The sequence below is a fragment of the Streptomyces sp. NPDC046335 genome, assembly GCF_055587985.1.
In genome coordinates this window covers 1,202-3,073 of sequence record NZ_JBVJFF010000042.1, presented here as the reverse complement: position 1 = coordinate 3,073, position 1,872 = coordinate 1,202, and the positions used below count along the sequence as shown (strand labels likewise).

The 1,872-nt window shown below is 56.5% G+C and carries 1 rRNA gene (running past one end of the window); it reads right to left on the bottom strand.

What is annotated here, in order from left to right:
* Nucleotides 1-23: 23 nt before the first annotated feature.
* Nucleotides 24-1,872, bottom strand: a 23S ribosomal RNA gene (locus tag ACZ6JY_RS40695); its annotated part runs 1,201 nt beyond the window's last position; the annotation flags it as partial.

Genomic DNA, 1,872 nt, shown 5'->3' with positions numbered 1-1,872 from the left:
CAACACAGTGGACGCGAGCAACTGAGGACAAGCCCTCGGCCTATTAGTACCAGTCACCTCCACCCGTTACCGGGCTTCCAGATCTGGCCTATCAACCCAGTCGTCTACTGGGAGCCTTAACCCCTCAAAGGGGGTGGGAATACTCATCTCGAAGCAGGCTTCCCGCTTAGATGCTTTCAGCGGTTATCCTTTCCGAACGTAGCCAACCAGCCATGCCCTTGGCAGGACAACTGGCACACCAGAGGTTCGTCCGTCCCGGTCCTCTCGTACTAGGGACAGCCCTTCTCAATATTCCTACGCGCACAGAGGATAGGGACCGAACTGTCTCACGACGTTCTAAACCCAGCTCGCGTACCGCTTTAATGGGCGAACAGCCCAACCCTTGGGACCGACTCCAGCCCCAGGATGCGACGAGCCGACATCGAGGTGCCAAACCATCCCGTCGATATGGACTCTTGGGGAAGATCAGCCTGTTATCCCCGGGGTACCTTTTATCCGTTGAGCGACGGCGCTTCCACAAGCCACCGCCGGATCACTAGTCCCGACTTTCGTCCCTGCTCGACCCGTCGGTCTCACAGTCAAGCTCCCTTGTGCACTTACACTCAACACCTGATTACCAACCAGGCTGAGGGAACCTTTGGGCGCCTCCGTTACTCTTTAGGAGGCAACCGCCCCAGTTAAACTACCCATCAGACACTGTCCCTGATCCGGATCACGGACCGAGGTTAGACATCCAGCACGACCAGAGTGGTATTTCAACGGCGACTCCACGAACACTGGCGTGCCCGCTTCAAAGTCTCCCACCTATCCTACACAAGCCGAACCGAACACCAATATCAAACTGTAGTAAAGGTCCCGGGGTCTTTCCGTCCTTCTGCGCGAAACGAGCATCTTTACTCGTAGTGCAATTTCACCGGGCCTATGGTTGAGACAGTCGAGAAGTCGTTACGCCATTCGTGCAGGTCGGAACTTACCCGACAAGGAATTTCGCTACCTTAGGATGGTTATAGTTACCACCGCCGTTTACTGGCGCTTAAGTTCTCAGCTTCGCACGCCCGAAAGCGCACTAACCGGTCCCCTTAACGTTCCAGCACCGGGCAGGCGTCAGTCCGTATACATCGCCTTACGGCTTCGCACGGACCTGTGTTTTTAGTAAACAGTCGCTTCTCGCTGGTCTCTGCGGCCACCCCCAGCTCAGAGTGCAAGACTCATCACCGGTGATGGCCCCCCTTCTCCCGAAGTTACGGGGGCATTTTGCCGAGTTCCTTAACCATAGTTCACCCGAACGCCTCGGTATTCTCTACCTGACCACCTGAGTCGGTTTAGGGTACGGGCCGCCATGAAACTCGCTAGAGGCTTTTCTCGACAGCATAGGATCATCCACTTCACCACAATCGGCTCGGCATCAGGTCTCAGCCTTAATGTGCGACGGATTTACCTATCACACGGCCTACACCCTTACCCCGGGACAACCACCGCCCGGGCTGGACTACCTTCCTGCGTCACCCCATCACTCACCTACTACAAGTCTGGTCCGTCGGCTCCACCACTTCCCTCAACTCCGAAGAGATCGGGACGGCTTCACGGACTTAGCATCGCCTGATTCGATGTTTGACGCTTCACAGCGGGTACCGGAATATCAACCGGTTATCCATCGACTACGCCTGTCGGCCTCGCCTTAGGTCCCGACTTACCCTGGGCAGATCAGCTTGACCCAGGAACCCTTAGTCAATCGGCGCACACGTTTCTCACGTATGTATCGCTACTCATGCCTGCATTCTCACTCGTGAACCGTCCACCACTAGCTTCCGCTGCAGCTTCACCCGGCACACGACGCTCCCCTACCCATCACAGCGGGCGTTGGCCCTATAG